The 16,105-nt window shown below is 31.3% G+C and carries 14 protein-coding genes; 6 read left to right on the top strand and 8 right to left on the bottom strand.

All coding sequences use genetic code 11. The features are described 5' to 3' along the window. Positions 1 to 25: 25 nt before the first annotated feature. From puuE to ABXT45_RS05070, 3 genes are read left to right on the top strand one after another with little or no spacing between them, the layout of a single operon-like run. Entirely contained in the window at positions 26 to 928 is a 903-nt protein-coding gene (puuE, locus tag ABXT45_RS05060) for an allantoinase PuuE (protein WP_415295471.1), read from the top strand. Next, complete coding sequence (gene alc / locus ABXT45_RS05065) at positions 928 to 1,914, top strand: allantoicase (protein WP_415295469.1); 987 nt, start codon at positions 928 to 930, stop codon at positions 1,912 to 1,914. The genes puuE and alc overlap by 1 nt, the downstream gene beginning before the upstream one ends. Beyond that, complete coding sequence (locus ABXT45_RS05070; RefSeq protein WP_415313011.1) at positions 1,911 to 2,408, top strand: ureidoglycolate lyase; 498 nt, start codon at positions 1,911 to 1,913, stop codon at positions 2,406 to 2,408. Before alc ends, ABXT45_RS05070 begins: the two co-directional genes overlap by 4 nt. A gap of 48 nt (positions 2,409 to 2,456) precedes the next feature. Here ABXT45_RS05070 and ABXT45_RS05075 read toward each other — a convergent pair whose 3' ends face one another. The 3 genes from ABXT45_RS05075 to speB form a co-directional block, all read right to left on the bottom strand. Then, positions 2,457 to 3,908: an NCS1 family nucleobase:cation symporter-1 gene (locus ABXT45_RS05075; RefSeq protein ID WP_415314443.1), complete on the bottom strand. Its 1,452-nt coding sequence runs from the start codon at positions 3,906 to 3,908 to the stop codon at positions 2,457 to 2,459. Positions 3,909 to 4,150: 242 nt separating this feature from the next. Then, the gene (locus ABXT45_RS05080; RefSeq protein WP_415313012.1) at positions 4,151 to 5,587 is read right to left on the bottom strand and encodes an aldehyde dehydrogenase family protein; all 1,437 of its coding nucleotides are present in this window, start codon (positions 5,585 to 5,587) and stop codon (positions 4,151 to 4,153) included. A gap of 20 nt (positions 5,588 to 5,607) precedes the next feature. Continuing rightward, on the bottom strand, positions 5,608 to 6,567 hold the full coding sequence (gene speB, locus ABXT45_RS05085) for an agmatinase (protein WP_415285968.1): 960 nt from the start codon (positions 6,565 to 6,567) through the stop codon (positions 5,608 to 5,610). 57 nt (positions 6,568 to 6,624) lie between these two features. On the opposite strand from speB, the gene ABXT45_RS05090 reads away from it, so the two are divergent. The 3 genes from ABXT45_RS05090 (at position 6,625) to ABXT45_RS05100 (ending at position 9,296) form a co-directional block, all read left to right on the top strand. Then, positions 6,625 to 7,362, top strand: coding sequence for a putative zinc-binding metallopeptidase (locus ABXT45_RS05090; RefSeq protein ID WP_415313013.1), 738 nt, complete (start codon positions 6,625 to 6,627; stop codon positions 7,360 to 7,362). Continuing rightward, positions 7,362 to 8,006, top strand: a complete 645-nt coding sequence (locus ABXT45_RS05095; protein WP_415313014.1) for a peptidylprolyl isomerase — start codon at positions 7,362 to 7,364, stop codon at positions 8,004 to 8,006. Before ABXT45_RS05090 ends, ABXT45_RS05095 begins: the two co-directional genes overlap by 1 nt. 81 nt (positions 8,007 to 8,087) lie before the next feature. Further along, entirely contained in the window at positions 8,088 to 9,296 is a 1,209-nt protein-coding gene (locus tag ABXT45_RS05100; protein WP_415313015.1) for a primosomal protein, read from the top strand. On the opposite strand, the gene ABXT45_RS05105 is transcribed toward ABXT45_RS05100, so the two are convergent. The 5 genes from ABXT45_RS05105 to ABXT45_RS05125 form a co-directional block, all read right to left on the bottom strand. After that, a complete protein-coding gene (locus ABXT45_RS05105; protein ID WP_415313016.1) occupies positions 9,293 to 11,515 on the bottom strand; it encodes a 3-hydroxyacyl-CoA dehydrogenase NAD-binding domain-containing protein in 2,223 nt (740 codons plus the stop codon). The genes ABXT45_RS05100 and ABXT45_RS05105 overlap by 4 nt on opposite strands. A 57-nt stretch (positions 11,516 to 11,572) precedes the next feature. After that, complete coding sequence (locus tag ABXT45_RS05110) at positions 11,573 to 12,427, bottom strand: ABC transporter permease (protein ID WP_415313017.1); 855 nt, start codon at positions 12,425 to 12,427, stop codon at positions 11,573 to 11,575. Between the two features lie 3 nt (positions 12,428 to 12,430). Next, positions 12,431 to 13,678, bottom strand: a complete 1,248-nt coding sequence (locus ABXT45_RS05115) for an ABC transporter permease (protein ID WP_415313018.1) — start codon at positions 13,676 to 13,678, stop codon at positions 12,431 to 12,433. An 85-nt stretch (positions 13,679 to 13,763) separates the two neighbouring features. Further along, positions 13,764 to 14,885, bottom strand: a complete 1,122-nt coding sequence (locus ABXT45_RS05120; RefSeq protein ID WP_415313019.1) for an extracellular solute-binding protein — start codon at positions 14,883 to 14,885, stop codon at positions 13,764 to 13,766. Between the two features lie 124 nt (positions 14,886 to 15,009). Then, on the bottom strand, positions 15,010 to 16,098 hold the full coding sequence (locus ABXT45_RS05125) for an ABC transporter ATP-binding protein (protein WP_415313020.1): 1,089 nt from the start codon (positions 16,096 to 16,098) through the stop codon (positions 15,010 to 15,012). Between the last annotated feature and the right edge of the window lie 7 nt (positions 16,099 to 16,105).

Genomic DNA, 16,105 nt, shown 5'->3' on the forward strand with positions numbered 1-16,105 from the left:
AATACAAAGTAAATTATAATTTTTTATGTCTAAAAAAAATCCAAGAGATATGATTGGGTATGGCTCCAAAGATCAAAAAATTAAATGGCCTAATAATGCACGTATTGCTGTTCAAATAGTTTTAAATTATGAAGAAGGTGCTGAAAATTGTGTTTTAAATGGTGATAATAACTCAGAAGTTTTCTTATCAGAAATTATTGGTGCTCAGCCTGTAAAAGGTAGACATATAAATATGGAGTCTCTTTATGAGTATGGTTCAAGAGCAGGATTTTGGAGATTACATAAACTATTTCAAGAAAAGAAAATTCCAATAACAGTTTTCGGAGTAGGTATGGCTTTAGAGAAAAATCCTGAAGTTTCTAAAGCTATAATAGAAGCTAATTATGAGGTTGCTTGTCATGGGTGGAGATGGATTGATTATCAAAATATAAAAAAAACAGAAGAAAAAAAACATATGAAGCTTGCTATTCAAGCTCATACAAAAATTTTTGGAAACAGACCTGATGGTTGGTATACAGGTAGATGTAGCCCTAATACTAGAGACCTAGTTATGGAAGATGGTGGTTTTTTATATGATAGTGACTCGTATAGTGATGACTTACCATTCTGGGAAACTAGAAATAATAAAAAACAATTAATTATTCCTTATACTTTAGATAATAACGATATGCGATTTGCAACCAATCAAGGGTTTAATACAGGTGATCATTTTTTTTCTTATCTAAAAGATAGCTTTGATGTTTTATACGAGGAAGGAAAAACAAACCCTAAGATGATGTCAGTAGGATTACACTGTAGATTAATTGGAAAACCAGGTAGAATTCAATCTTTAAGGAAATTTCTAGATTATATTCTTAAACATGAAGATGTGTGGATATGTAAAAGAATTGATATAGCTAAACATTGGATTAAAAACTATTCTAAATAATGTCAAAAAAAATTGTTTTTATAAATGGTCTTATTGATTTAGCTCAACCTAGATTAGGCACTAAGGTTATATTTAAAACCGATGACTTTTTTGCTTCAGCTAATAGAATTATTAATCCCTTGCCAGCAATTTTTAAAGATGGATTGTTTGATAAAAATGGTAAATGGATGGATGGATGGGAGTCTAGAAGAAAAAGAACTAAAGGGCATGATTACATAATTTTAAGATTAGGAAAACCTGGTTCTATTAAAAAAGTTGATGTAGATACATCGCACTTTAATGGAAACCAGCCAGCAATGATTTCCATTGAAGGAACAAACTCAAGTTCAAATAAAATAAGTCAATTAAAGTGGGAACCACTACTTTCTAAGAAAAAAACTAGAGCAAATAGCCATCACTTCTTTACTGTAAATAGTAAAAAAAATATTACACATATAAAATTTAATATTTTCCCAGATGGTGGAGTTGCTCGATTGAGATTATTTGGTTCAATTGCTAAATCTAATAAATTAAAAAATAAGAAAATAAATCTTGCATCACTATTAGATGGTGCTTCTGTTATTGCTTGCAACAATGAGCACTTTGGTAAAGCTGAAAATATTTTAGCCCCAGGTAAAGCTAAAAATATGGGGGATGGATGGGAAACAAGGAGAAGACGTAGTCCAGGATTTGATTGGTTAATATTAAATTCTATAGATGGAAAAGAAATTGATAAAATTGAAATTTCTACTCATCACTTTAAAGGTAACTTTCCAAGCTATTGTTCTTTACAAGCTGCTTATTTGCCAACAATAAAAAGCTCTAAACAAATTTTAAATTCCTCAATCAAATGGAAGTATTTATTAAAAGATGCAAAATTATCCCCTAATAAAGTGCATGTTTTTAAAAATAATCTAATGAAAAAAGATAAAATTAATTTTATAAAAATTAATATTTTTCCTGATGGTGGGATATCTCGATTTAGAGTTTATGGAAAAAATGTATGACTAACTTTGTGATCAAACCAAAGCCTATTAATAAAGAAAATTTTAAAAAGTTTGGAGATATGATTACAACAGCTGATATTAAACCGATTGAAATTAACGAAGGTTATGCCAAAAGATTTGATGGAATAGCTAACTTAGATACTTCAAAAGATAATGGAGAAACTACTATTAGTATTTTTTCAGCTCTAAAGAGATCTTTTCCAATGAAAATTGATATGATGGAAAAACATCCTTTGGGAAGTCAAGCCTTTATACCAATGAAACAAACTACTTTTTTAGTACTTGTTGCACCTGAGGGCAATAAACCAGATATTAATAGAATTGAAGCTTTTATTGTTCCTCCAGAAATAGGTGTCAATTACAATCCGGGTACTTGGCATTTTCCTCTAATAGCCACAGAAGATATGAATTTTTTAGTAGTTGATAGAAAAGGTTCTGGAGATAATCTTGTTATTGAAAATATAGAAAAAGAAGAAATAATCCTTAAATACTAAAACCCGCCGCATTAATGCGACGGGTTTTTTTTTAACTATAGAGTTGTTTTATGATCTTTTAGATATTGCTAAGTGAACTACAGCACCCAATGATGCTCCAATTATCCAAGCATATCCTCCGCCACCACCTAAGTTAGCAAAGAAATCATCTAAACCTAAAAATAAAATGTTCGGCCATACAGATCCTACTGCAATATATCCTGAAAGAATCCAAGCTATCATTCCTTTGTGATTAAAACCACCATTGTAATGATACTTAGCATTTGGACTAGCATCAAACAAATCGTCTACATCTATTTTTTCTTTCTTGATAATGTAGTAATCAACCATCATGATACCAAATACAGGTGCAAGAATTGCTCCTAATGTATTAACAAATGGAAATAAACCCATTTGAGTAATAACAGCAACCCACATACCACCAATAATAAAACCAAAACCAGCAGTTATTAATCCACCAGTTTTAAAACTAATTTTACTTGGCATCAAGTTAGCTAAGTCATACGCAGGAGGTATAAAGTTCGCAACCATATTTATTCCAACTGTCGCTGCAAAAAAAGCAAATGCAGCAATAATTGTTAAACCTAGGTTATCTACCTTAGCAACCATCTCCGTTGGACTTGCTACGTACTCACCAAAAATAGCTATTGTTCCACCAGTGATCATTAAAGTTATGAAAGAGAATAAAATTACGTTTCCTACTAATCCCCATAGGTTACCTTTTTTCATTTCTTCTTCATTTTTAACAAATCTAGCAAAGTCACCAAAGTTAATTACTACTGCAGCAAAATATCCAACCATAATTGAAAATACAGCTATGAAAGCTCCCATTGATCCTAAGCCTTCAAAACCACCAGTTCGTTCTCCTCCAGAAAATATAGACCCTACTTCTGAAAAAAGTCCTCCACCTGCTTTAACCCAAATAACGATCATTAAAAAAATCATTACCGCATAAACTGCTGGTCCTGCAAAGTTTAAAAACTTTTTAATAAGATCAACACCTTGCCAAAATAGATAAACTTGGAAAGCTGATACAAATATAAATGAAACCCACATTACACCTGTCATACCAAGCATCATAACTTCACCTTCCATTCCTGTGACACCAGTAATTAAAAGTGCTACTGCAGTGGATGCAGCGTAAGTTTGTGCTCCATACCAAAACATTGCAACAATTCCTCTAGCCATTGCTGGAAAGTTTGCTCCAAATACACCCATACTTACACGGGCAAATACTGGGTATGGAATTCCATGTTTTACACTTGGTTTACCTGAAAGGTTAACTAGCCACATTATAAAAAATCCTGCAAGAATTAATGCAGCAAATACAGCCCAGCCGTTCAATCCTGATGCTAAAAATAATGATGCTGCCAAAGTATAACCAAATAAACTTTGAACATCATTAGCCCACACGTTAAAGATTTCGAACCATCCCCAATTTTTTTTATTACTTGGAGTTGGAGCTAAATCTGAATTGTAGAGTTTTGACGATCTACCCATATTATTCTCCTTATTTAATTGTTTGCTCATTTTGCTACCGTGAATAAGATCAGGTAACTATTGATGTAAGGGTATGGATTGACCACTAAAGTGCAAATAAAAAATACACAACCTGTTATTGATAAGAATTAATGGCTATAGTAAATACTAATTTAATTAAACTAAACCTATAATGGGCATATAGTATTTTAAACTCAAATTGGTTAAGGAAAATTTTATTAATTTAGAATATTGAAAAAAAATTAGTCGTTCCAACCACTTACAACTTTAACTTCTAGGTATTCTTCTAAACCTAATTTACCAGCTTCACGGCCAATACCTGAATGTTTGTATCCACCAAAAGGAGCGTCAGGAGCTAAACCAGCACCATTAATATCAACCATTCCTGATCTTAGTTTTCTAGCAACTCTATTAGCTTTTTCTTGATCTTGAGTTTGAATAAAATTTAACAATCCATAAGGAGTATCATTTGCAATTTCAATTGCTTCTTCCTCTGTTTCAAAGGGTATAATTGATAAAACGGGTCCAAATATTTCTGTTCTTGCAATTTGCATTTGATTATTAACATCTGCAAAAGCAGTAGGTTTAACAAAATAACCTTTGTCTAATCCTTCTGGTTTGCCCGTTCCGCCAGCTACTAATTTGGCACCTTCGTCTATACCAACTTGAATTAACGCTTGGATTTTATCAAATTGAGCTTTTGAAACAACAGGTCCAATATGATCACCTTCTTTTGTTGCAACATCAACCTTCATTGAGTTAGCAAAATTTTTTACTCTTTCAACAGTGTCTGCATAAATTGATTTTTCAACTAACATTCTTGTTGGAGCATTACAAGATTGTCCTGAATTTCTAAAACATCTAAGAGCACCTCTTTCAACAGCTTCTGCATCTGCATCTTTAAATATAATGTTTGCTCCTTTTCCACCAAGTTCAAGGCTAACTCTTTTAAAATCACTTGCTGCATTTTGAGAGATTAAAGCACCTGCTCTAGTTGAACCTGTAAATGAAACCATGTTTACATCAGGGTGACTTGTCAGTGCATTTCCAGTAACTGCACCATCTCCATTTACTAAATTGAATACACCTTTTGGTAATTTAATTTCGTCAATCATTTCTGCTAAAATCATCGATGATAATGGGGCTATTTCAGATGGCTTAAGTACCATTGTGCAGCCTGCTGCGATAGCTGGTATTACTTTTAAACAAGTTTGGTTCATCGGCCAATTCCATGGAGTAATTAACGCACAAACTCCTTTTGGTTCATGTAAAATATTATTATTAAGAGCGTGCTCTCCTAACTTTGCTTCAAACGTATATTCTTTTAAAACTTTTATATAAGATTTTATATGACTAGCTCCAGTTCCAGCTTGCAATTGAGTTGAAAAATCAATTGGCGCTCCCATTTCAAGAGTTATAGCTTTAGCCATATCAGCCCATCTTTTTTTATAAACGTCATATAAAGCCTCTAAATATTTTAATCTCTCTTCTTTAGAAGAAAACGCCCATGTTTCAAAAGCTTTAGTAGCAGCACTTACTGCATCATTTACATCTTCTACTCCGCCTAAAGATATAACCGCACAGTCCTCTTCAGTTGAGGGGTCTGTTACGTTAAAATCATTTGGTTTTTTTGGGGAAACCCATTCTCCATTGATATAAAATTTTTTCTTATCTAGCATTTTGAGAAACTATCCTTTCTTTATGATTTTGCAAATAAATTTGTTAATTCATAAACAATGGTTGCTGCAGCTAACGAGGTAACTTCAGCATGATCATATGCTGGAGAAACTTCAACAACATCTGCAGATACAAGATTTAAACCAGACAGTCCTCTTAAAACATTGACCATCTCTCTTGTGGTCATACCAGCAATTTCAGGTGTACCTGTACCTGGGGCAAAAGCTGGATCTAATACATCTATATCAATAGATAAATAAAGTGGATTGTTACCAACTCTTTTTCTAATTCTTTCAGCAATTTTATCTGTGCCTTGTGTTTGAAACTCATCACAGTGAATAATTTTAAAACCAAATTCTTCATCATTTTTAATATCATCTCTACTGTAAAGAGGACCTCTAATACCAACATGCATTGAAGCATCATCTAAAAATAAACCCTCTTCTCTTGCTCTTCTAAAAGGAGTTCCATGTGTATAAGGAGCACCAAAATATGTATCCCAAGTATCTAAATGCGCATCAAAATGCACTAAAGCAACTGGGCCATTACATTTTTTATTAATTGCTCTTAATAATGGTACAGCAATTGTATGGTCACCACCTAAGCTAATTATACCACCAACTTTATTTAATAAGTCTGTTGCTCCAGCTTCAATCTGTTTTATCGATTCATCAATACTAAAAGGATTACAGGTTATATCCCCAGCATCTGCAACTTGTTGCACCTTAAAAGGTTCAACATCGTAACTTGGATGATAATTAGTTCTCAAATGTCTTGAAGCCTGTCTAATGCTCATAGGACCAAATCTAGCTCCTGGCCTATAACTAGTACCAGCATCAAATGGAATTCCAACAATTGCTACATCACAACTTTCAACATCTCTTAATTCTGGTAATCTTGCAAATGTAGATGGCCCAGCAAATCTTGGAACTTTAGTTCCACTAACAGGTTGAATTGGGTTTTTATTTCTTTCTTTTTTCATTTATAAATAAAATGTACCACATTCTTTGATAATGGAATATCTTCTATCTTTATGATTATGAACTCAATAAGAGCCATTTTACTATTAATTATTTTTATTACCCCACTAAAAGCCAATACTATTTATAATCTCATCAAAATACCCAACTTAGAGATTTATGAAATAAATACTAAAAATAAACTTAAATATTTTTATGCTGTCAGACCTTTTAGGCTAGGTACTCAAAAAAATGTTGTTTGTTCAGATTCAAATAAAAAAGATTTAGATACAAAATATGAAATTATTCATAAAAATCTTAATAGATATTCCTATGATTATTTAAAAAAAATTAATCTCAAATATATTGTTATGTGTGAAAATTTATCTATCTCAGAATTATATACGGCTGGTATTCCAGATAATGTAATGAAAACATTAATACTGGATATTAAATTTAATGAAGATTACTTTGAAAGAGTAATTCATCATGAGGTTTTTCATATAATACATCTTCAACATAAAAGTATTTTTAAAGAAGAAGAGTGGATTAAATTTAATAATTCTAACTTTAAATATGCTGAATGTTCCACATGCACAAAAAAAATAAGCTTAGAGCAATACCAAGAAACAAAAGGTTTTTTCACAGAATATTCTAAGTCAACAGCTTCAGAAGATATGGCAGAAGTTTATTCACATATGATCTTTTTAAAGGAAAAGGAAATTAACCAAATTCGTAAATCAGACCCTATTTTAAATAATAAAATTTCATATATTGAAAATAGAATAAAAGAAATAGATAATTCTTTTACATTTTAATGATAAAAAAAATTAGAGCCTCTAAATCAGAAAAATTTATTTTTGTTTTTTTAATTTTATTAAGTATCACAACTTTCTGTACATATTTTATAGTCAAAAATAAATGTTTATTTGTCAAAAATATTGATCCAAAGAATATTGATTTTAAAAAACCAAATAATATTGCAATTTTAAATGTAACTTGTGGAAATGTAATTATAGAACTTTACCCAAATATTTCACCTAATGCTGTTCAAAGATTTATTACTTTAATTAGATCTAATGCTTATGAAAATATTGCTTTTCATAGAGTGATTGAAAATAAACTTATTCAGGCTGGTGACCTAGAGTTTGGAAAAAAAGGAAATTTAGATTATGGGAAAATTGGTACTGGAAAATCTGGTTTAGGAACGATTAAATCTGAAATCGATAATAATTTTAATTATACCAAAGGTAGTGTCGGATTAGCTCGAACATTTAAGAACGATACTGAAGACAGTCAGTTTTTTATAATCCTACAAGATGAACCATTATTTGAAGGTGAGTATACCCCTGTTGGTAAGGTCCTTTTTGGACTAGAAGTCCTAAAAAAGATAAAATATGAAAGACGCTCAGAATATATATTAAGACCTGACTTCATTAATTCATTTAAAATGCTTAATTAATAAGGGATAAAATCTCAAGTTGAACCCATTTTAGTCAGTCTATTACTATTATTATTAGTTAAAATTTGGTGAAGTAAGATTGTGAAAAATGTCCTAAAAAATACAATTAGGAAGAAAATTAATTTAAGCAGAAAAAAATTAATTGGACAACCATTAAAAATCTTAAAAAAAATTAATATAGAAAAATTAACAAAGTTTGCATCATCATCGCTAGCGGAAAAATATAAGAACTTCAAAGAAAGAGCTAAACAAAAAGAACTTCATAGAATCAAATTATTAGAAGAAGAAAAAATTAAGGAATTAAAAAAAGAAAAGTTAGAACAGGAAAAACAAAAAAATGAAGAAATAAGGTTAATTAAACAAAATGAATTAAATCTAATAAAAGAAGAAAAACAAAAAATAGAGAACCAAGAAAAACAAAAAATAAAAATTGTAAAACAACAACAGCAAATTGAAAGAAAAAAAATTAAACTTGAAGCTCAAAGAATTAAAGCTGAAGAGCAAAAACTAAGAGATGAAGAAGAGGAAAAAACAAGACAAGATGATTTAAGATTAAAAGAAGAAAAACTAAGATTAGATTTTTTTGAAAAGCAAAGAATAAGACAAGAACAACAAAAAGCCAAAATTGAAAATGACAAATTAATGGCTCTTGAGAGACAGAATGCCCGTGAAGCTAAACAAAAAATAAAAGATGAGGAAGAAAGATTAAAAAATATTGAGATTGATAAACAAAAAAAAGATGAGCAAAGATTAAATGAAGAGGAACATAAATTAAATTATCAAAAACAAAAACTGGGAGAAATTGAACAAAATATCAAAAAGATTGAGGTTGAAAGATTAAGAGAAAAAGAAATAAAAATATTAAAAGAAGCTGATGAGTTAAGAGAAAAAGAAAAGCAACTTAGACTAAAAGAACAATTAGAAATAGAAGAACTTAAGGAATTGAGACTAAATGATCTCAATCAAAGAAAAGCTGAGGAAGAATTACAATTAAAAGAAGAAGAGATAAAATTAGAAAATCTAAGAGAACAAAAAATAATTCAAGCCAGAATTCTTGAAGAGAAAAGAGTCAAAGATGAAGATGAGAGAATAAAAGAATGGGAAAGAAAATTTGATAAGGAGCAAATAGCAAAAGAAGAAGAATTGATTAAAAAGTTTAATGACCAATTAATTAGAGAAAAAGCAGAAAGTGAAAAGATAATAGAATTTAAAAAAGAAGCAGTAATAGAAGAAAAGAAAGAAGAAATATCAGAAAATGAGGTAAAGAAAGCAGAAGACGAAAGATATTAGTTAATTAAAGGTTTTCCTGTTGCTAGTGTATGTTTAATTCTATCTCGTGTTTCTTTTGTTTCGACTAATCTCATAAATGCGTCTAATTCTAATTTAAATAAATCATCTTCCGATAAAATTTTATCAATAGTTGTGTCTCCACCACTCAAAACATGGGCCAATTCTTTTGCAACAGTCACACCATGATCACGAATTATTTTTTCATTATAAAGCTTTTCTACAATTTTATTCATTTCTATTAAAGCTTCTTTTCCAGGTAGGTTGAATTCTGTTTCTAATGGAGCTTTAAATTCTTTATTGTTATCTAAGATTTTTTTTGAAACTTCTAGTAAACTATTTCTATTCATTATCTTTTTATCTTCAGGTTTTAAATATTTTAATGGCTCTGCTTCAACTGGTGAAGTGGCAGTTTTTCCATAACCAATAATATCAAACACTTTAAGAGGTGCGTAATGAGGATCTTTTTTAGCCTCATCGGTATCAAGCCATCTTGCTAACATTTCTTTACATCCCCCACCAGCTGGAATTAATCCAACTATCGTTTCCACTAATCCAACTACAATATTTGTATGTGCGGCTACAAAATTACTTTGAACCATAACTTCAAATCCTCCACCAAGTGTTAACCCTGATGGTGCAGATACAACTGGATGATTAGAGTACTTAAGATGTTTGCAGGTTTCTTGAAAATATCTAATAAATTTTTCTATGGATTGAAAATCATTCTTATTTGCAAAATCCATCGTATAACTCAAGTTTACTCCAGCAGAAAATTGCATACTTTCATTTATTATAATCAACGGTTTATCTGTAGCTTTTTTTAAAGCATCCATTGAGTCATAATCTAGAGCATTTGCTTTAGTGGTAAACTCGACAATATTATAATCATTAAATCTATATATCTGAGCGGAACTATTTCCATCCACGCTTAATGCTTTCTTTTTAGCTTTTCCAAATGTTTCAATGTCAGTATATTTTTGTCTAGATCCATAAAAATTTTGATTTTTGTTTTGAGATAAATTTTCTAAAAAAATATTTCCTTTAATGTCATCAATCTTATCAAAAAAAGTTTCAACTCCAATTTCTTCCAACATTTCAAACGGACCTTTAGTCCAGTTAAAACCCAACCTCATTGCTTCATCAATATCATTAAAATCTTTTGTAATTGACGGAACTAAAGAAGAGGCATATTTAATAATCTTAGAAATAACTGACCAAGCATACTCACCGTACTTATCTTCTTTTGAGATCAATTTTTTAAGATCTACTTTATCTGATTTAATATTAATCTTTTTACTTGCTGAATATTCACCAGTTTCAAGATTAATTGCTTCCATAACTTTAACTTCACCAGTTTTATTAACCCTGTAAAACCCACCCTTGCCTTTTCGACCTGTGTACCCAGTTTCAATTAACGTCTTTACTAAAGGAATTTCTTTTGCAACTGTTTGAAAAGGATCATTTTCTGGTAATTCTTTAATAAAACTTTTTAAAACATCGGCCATTAAATCAATACCAATTAAATCATAAAGACCAAACACACCTGTTTTTGGTATACCCATAGGTCTTCCAAAAATTGCATCAGCTTCTTCTATCGTTAGTTTCATTTTAAAAGCCTCCGTCATTGCAACTTGCATTGCAAAAACACCTATTCTATTTCCTAAAAAACCTGGAGTATCATTACAAATAATCGCACCTTTTCCAAGTTCTGTTTCACAAAAATTTTTTAAAGAGTTTATTTTATCTAAATCATTATTTTCATTTTTAACTATCTCTAATAATCCCATGTATCTAACTGGATTAAAAAAGTGGGTAATGCAGAAATCTTTTTTTTCTTCTTCTGATAAATGTTCAGATAAGACTTTAATAGGTATAGATGAAGTGTTTGAGGATACTATTGCACCTTTTTTTCTTTCCTTAAATATTTTTTGATAAATATCATGTTTGATATCTATTCTTTCAACAACAGCTTCGACTACCCAGTCTGCCTCTTTAACTTCATCGAAATTATCTAAAATATTTCCTACTTTAATGTTGTTTATTTTGGACTTATCTAACAAAAGTGGAGGTCTTGATTTGTGAATTTTATCTCGTGCTTGCTCACTTATTTCAGTTTTTAAATCTAGCAAAGTTACCGGAATATTTGCATTGCATAGATGTGCTGCAATTCCACTGCCCATAGTTCCTGAACCAATAACTACTACTTTTTTAATTTCCATAAGATTTAAAAAATTGAAGAACTATTTATAATAAAAAAAATGAACTTAGTAAATGAATTACCTATTAATTCCTCTTAGTCTTTCAGACCTTCTTCTTAGAAGTTCTGCACTAACTAGAATTAATGTAGACATTATAATCAAACAAGTTGCCACAGCCATTATTGTTGGACTTAACTGCTCTCTTAAACCAACCCACATTTGAATTGGAATAGTAGTGTTTTCTAGTCCTGCTAGGAATAATACAACTACCACTTCATCAAATGAAGTTACAAATGCAAATAGTGCGCCAGAAATAACACCTGGTAAAATTAATGGTAATGTTATTTTCATAAAAGTATTTACTGGATTACTTCCCAAACTTGCAGCAGCTCTTGTAACACTATGATCAAAACCCGTTAATGTTGCTGTTACTGTAATAACTACAAATGGTGTTCCTAAAATAATGTGTGCTAAAATTATTCCTGCATGTGTTGCAGCTAAACCTACTTTTGCCATAAAGAAAAATATTGCTGTTCCTGAGATAATTAAAGGAACAATCATTGGCGATATCAATAAAGCCATGAATGCTGCTTTATAAGGCATATGCCTACTACTTAAACCTAATGCTGCAACCGTTCCAAGAATTGTTGAGCCAATTGTTGCAAAGAAAGCAATGATAATACTATTTTTTGCAGCAAGTCCCCATGGGTTTTTAGTTCCATAAATCATGTCCTCATACCATCTCAACGAAAATGCATCTGGGTCAAGTGCTAACATTCCTGAAGAAAAATGAATGTATTGTTCAGCATTAAATGAAAGTGGTAAAATTATAAATAATGGTGCAATTAAAAAGAAAAATACTAGTCCACAAATAGTTAAATATGTGTAGTGCCAAATTCTATAATTCCATGCTGTATAAGTTGGTAATGACATAATTTATCCTAGTTTAATATTATCTATTCCTACTAATTTATTATAAATCCAATAGATTGTTAAAACACCAACCAACAACATTGTACCTAATGCAGCTGCAAATGACCAATCTAATGAACTTTTCATATGATACGCAATCGTATTACTAATTAAAGATCCGCTTGCTCCTCCAACTAATGCAGGAGTTATATAATAACCTATTGCTAAAATAAAAACTAACAAGGATCCAGCACCAATTCCTGGAACTGTTAATGGAAAATATATTTTTCTAAATGCTACAAATGGTGTTCCACCTAAAGATTTTCCAGCTCTCATTAAGCTTGGAGATATTGTTTTCATTACACTGTAAAGTGGTAAAACCATAAATGGCAATAAGATTTGAGTCATTGCAACAAAAGTTCCAACTACATTGTACATTAGTTCTGGCCTAGCATCGTTCGCTGCAAGTCCAAGCCATACAATTAAATCATTAATTGGGCCTTGCTGTTGAAGTAAAACCATCCAACTTGAGGTTCTAACTAACAGTGATGTCCAGAATGGAAGAAGTACACATATCATTAGTAAATTACTATATTTCATAGGTAATGTAGCTAATAAGTAAGAAATTGGATAAGCAAGAATGAAACAGAATATGGTTACCCAAAAAGCAACTTTGAGAGTTCTTAACCATAAAATTTTGTGAATTCTTCTATCTTCATCTTGTTGAATTATTTTTCCATCTTGATTAAACTTTAAATCCACACCTTTTAGATATTTAGCATAAGTCCAATTTGGTGCAGCATTCTTTAAAGCAACCAAATATTCAGGTTGGCCCCATCTCTTATGGGTTTTTATAAATTGTGATTTGTAATCACCTTCTTCAAATTTTCCAAGTTTTCTAACTGTTTTTTTTATTAAACTACTGAATCCACCTTTTTCATAATTTAATCTTGCTATGATCTTACCGTAAGTTTTAGTTTTTTTTAAATACGCTAAATCTTCATAAAGTGCTGCATATACTGGCTCTTCAGGTAAATCTTTACCATCCCATTTTTCAATCGCTGTAAAGGTATTTGGTAGCATTTTAGTGATCATTCGATCATCAACACTTCTAAACAACATGTCACCTATTGGAAATACGTATGTGATTATAAGAAATAAAAATAATGGTGCTACAAGCATTACTGCTCTTAATTTATTTTTTCTCTCAGCCTTCTTTAAACTCACCTCTAGAGGTAAACCGTCTGATGATAATATTTGTTCTGTACTCATATTTTAAAAATTCTTAAAAAAAAAGGGCGGTTATTTTGTAACCGCCCTAATATTTTATAATAAAAACTTAATCTATAAAACTAAATTATAGTCCAGCTTTCATTGCTTCCCATTTCTCATTGATTTCATCTTGGTTATCTGCCCAGAAATCAGGATTCATTAGGATGTATTTTTTAGTGTTAACAGGTGCTGTAGGCATGTGTTGTACCATGCTTGTTTTACCATCTTTATACCATGGCTCTCCAGCATCTATAATAGCAATTGAAGATTTTCTCCAAGGAGCGTAAGCAATATACTTAGCACTTCCAGCTAACCCTTCAGTACTTGTCATTTCTCTAAGTACTTTCATAGCTTTACCGTTAGCATCGTTAGGTCCACCTTTAACCATTGCAAAGTATTCATAGTCAAGAATTTGTCCATCCCATACTTGTACAAGAGGAGTTCCTTCCATTTGCGCATTAAAGAATCTACCGTTCCAACCAGTTGCCATTACTACTTCACCGTTAGCAAGTAATTCAGGCGGTTGAGCTCCAGCATTCCAGAATACACATCCACCATTTGGATCAGTACAAAGGTCTGTAATCATTTTCATTGCTCTGTCAACTCCACCATCAGCAGCAAGTTTTCTGTAAGTAAGATCAGAACCTTTACCAGGGTTTACACCGTCTGCAGTGATAGCAATTTCTAAGTTAGACATTGCGCCTTTGTAAATTGATCTTTTTCCAGGGAACTTTTTAGTGTCAAAAAAGTCTTTTAGTGTAGTAGGTTTTTTGTCACCAATTGTTGCGTCATTGTAAGCATAGTTCCAAGAGTACAAGATGTTTCCAACTGCACATTTAGAAGGCATGCCAGTAAAGAAGTCTTGACTTGCTGGTGTTCCATCTGGAGCAGGTGCGAAGTCTTTATCGAAATCGAATTCAACAAAAATTCCTTCGTCACATCCAATGATAGTATCTTTTGCGTATACATCAATGATGTCCCAAGTGATTTTTCCAGCTTCTTTTTGAGCTTTAATCTCTGATAATCCACCTGTGTAGTCTACCCAGTTTACAGGTATTCCTAATTTAGCAGCAGTAGGATCACCGTACCCTAATTTTTGACTTTCAGTGTAAGCACCACCCCAAGACACTACAGTAACTGCAAATGCTGAAGTTGTGATAGAAAGTACAAAAGATAGAGCAAGTAATAGTTTACTTAATTTTTTCATTTTCTCTCCTATTTAACGTTAACGTTTGTTATTTTATAAAGTGAAAGTAAAACAATATAGGCCTGTTTAGTCAACAGCCAATTATGTCTAATTTGCCTTTATTTATCTAGGAAATTGTTACAGCTTATTTTGGATCTAAAGCTCTACAGTCGACACTGTTCCAGCCTATATTAAGCACATTGCCCTTTTTAAGATCTAGTCTTGCAGTGCTATTTGGTACTTTAAGGATAAAATCTTTATTACCAAGTAAATCTACTCTAAGTCTTGTGTGATCACCATGATAAATTATTTCTTCAATTTTACCTTTGTGATTGTTATCCATTTTATCTGTAGGATCTATAATTGCTCTTTCAGGTCTTAGTGAAACTTTAGTTTTATCGCCTTTTGCTTTTACAGCAACAGGATTTGCTAAAATTTCCGTACCATCTTCTAATTTTACTTTACATTTATCACCTGAAATATCTGCAACCTGACCTAAAAATTTATTGTTCTCTCCAATAAATTCAGCAACAAAAGAATTAACTGGTTTTTCATATAATTCATCAGGGCTTGATAGCTGCTGAACTTTACCATCATTGAAAACTGCAATTCTATTTGACATTGTTAACGCTTCAGTTTGATCGTGTGTTACATAAACAACTGTTACACCAATACTTTCATGAATATGTTTAATTTCATACTGCATACTCTCTCTTAAATTTTTATCTAATGCTCCAAGTGGCTCATCCATCAATACTACCTGTGGATCAAAAACTAATGATCTTGCAACAGCAACACGTTGTTGTTGTCCACCAGATAATTGCATCGGCATTCTTGCTTCAAAACCGTGCAGTGAAACCATTGATAAGGCTTTATCAATTTTTTTATCTGCTTCGTCTTTTGGAATTTTTCTAACTCTTAAAGGAAAAGCTAAGTTTTCATAAACAGTCATATGAGGGAACAAAGCATAGTTTTGGAATACCATTCCTATTCCTCTTTTATGAGGTGGAATATTTGAAATCACCTTACCATCTAGGTAAATTTCTCCATGAGTTGGAGTTTCAAAACCAGCTAACATCATAAGACAAGTTGTTTTACCAGAACCAGAGGGTCCTAACATTGTTACAAACTCACCTTCTTCGATATCTAAATTTAATCCTTTAACAACTAATATTTTGCCATCGTAGCTTTTGTCTACATTGTCAAATTTTACAAATTCTTTATTTTTTGCCATATTTTCT

Origin of the sequence: Candidatus Pelagibacter sp. Uisw_106 (assembly GCF_047724975.1) — a bacterium.
GTDB lineage: Bacteria > Pseudomonadota > Alphaproteobacteria > Pelagibacterales > Pelagibacteraceae > Pelagibacter.

Excerpts from the sequence above, each read along its gene's own strand:
- puuE (WP_415295471.1), top strand. The coding sequence starts at position 26 with ATGTCTAAAAAAAATCCAAGAGATATGATTGGGTATGGCTCCAAAGAT.
- alc (WP_415295469.1), top strand. The coding sequence starts at position 928 with ATGTCAAAAAAAATTGTTTTTATAAATGGTCTTATTGATTTAGCTCAA.
- ABXT45_RS05070 (WP_415313011.1), top strand. The coding sequence starts at position 1,911 with ATGACTAACTTTGTGATCAAACCAAAGCCTATTAATAAAGAAAATTTT.
- ABXT45_RS05075 (WP_415314443.1), bottom strand. The coding sequence starts at position 3,908 with ATGGGTAGATCGTCAAAACTCTACAATTCAGATTTAGCTCCAACTCCA.
- ABXT45_RS05080 (WP_415313012.1), bottom strand. The coding sequence starts at position 5,587 with ATGCTAGATAAGAAAAAATTTTATATCAATGGAGAATGGGTTTCCCCA.
- speB (WP_415285968.1), bottom strand. The coding sequence starts at position 6,567 with ATGAAAAAAGAAAGAAATAAAAACCCAATTCAACCTGTTAGTGGAACT.
- ABXT45_RS05090 (WP_415313013.1), top strand. The coding sequence starts at position 6,625 with ATGAACTCAATAAGAGCCATTTTACTATTAATTATTTTTATTACCCCA.
- ABXT45_RS05095 (WP_415313014.1), top strand. The coding sequence starts at position 7,362 with ATGATAAAAAAAATTAGAGCCTCTAAATCAGAAAAATTTATTTTTGTT.
- ABXT45_RS05105 (WP_415313016.1), bottom strand. The coding sequence starts at position 11,515 with ATGGAAATTAAAAAAGTAGTAGTTATTGGTTCAGGAACTATGGGCAGT.
- ABXT45_RS05110 (WP_415313017.1), bottom strand. The coding sequence starts at position 12,427 with ATGTCATTACCAACTTATACAGCATGGAATTATAGAATTTGGCACTAC.
- ABXT45_RS05115 (WP_415313018.1), bottom strand. The coding sequence starts at position 13,678 with ATGAGTACAGAACAAATATTATCATCAGACGGTTTACCTCTAGAGGTG.
- ABXT45_RS05120 (WP_415313019.1), bottom strand. The coding sequence starts at position 14,885 with ATGAAAAAATTAAGTAAACTATTACTTGCTCTATCTTTTGTACTTTCT.
- ABXT45_RS05125 (WP_415313020.1), bottom strand. The coding sequence starts at position 16,098 with ATGGCAAAAAATAAAGAATTTGTAAAATTTGACAATGTAGACAAAAGC.